Source organism: Bartonella capreoli (genome assembly GCF_902813205.1).
In the GTDB taxonomy this organism is placed as follows: domain Bacteria; phylum Pseudomonadota; class Alphaproteobacteria; order Rhizobiales; family Rhizobiaceae; genus Bartonella; species Bartonella schoenbuchensis.
Genome location: NZ_CADDZX010000343.1, coordinates 1 through 399 on the forward strand (window position 1 = coordinate 1; position 399 = coordinate 399).

The 399-nt window shown below is 39.1% G+C and carries 1 protein-coding gene; it reads left to right on the forward strand.

The features are described from left to right. Window positions 1–399 (forward strand): phosphoribosyltransferase family protein (locus tag J7R05_RS08720; protein ID WP_281388242.1); only part of this gene is annotated, 399 nt, incomplete at both ends.

Here is a 399-nt window from a genome sequence, read left to right on the forward strand (position 1 = left end):
GATGGTGGAACACCCGCTGCAATTGGCTATGCACAAGAAATTGGAATTCCCTTTGAGCTTGGTATTATTCGTAATCACTATGTTGGTCGCACTTTTATCGAACCAACACAACAAATTCGTGCTTTTGGAGTAAAATTAAAGCATTCTGCGAATCGTTCTGTCATCAAAGGAAAACGCGTTATTTTGATCGATGACTCGATTGTACGTGGAACAACATCCGTTAAAATCGTACGGATGCTCCGAGATGCAGGAGCAAAAGAAGTCCATATGCGCATTTCTAGCCCTATGATTTTTTATCCTGATTTTTATGGTATTGATACACCTACTGTTGAAAGCCTACTAGCTAATCAATATCCAGACTTAAAATCTATGTGCAATTTTGTGGGAGCTGATTCATTA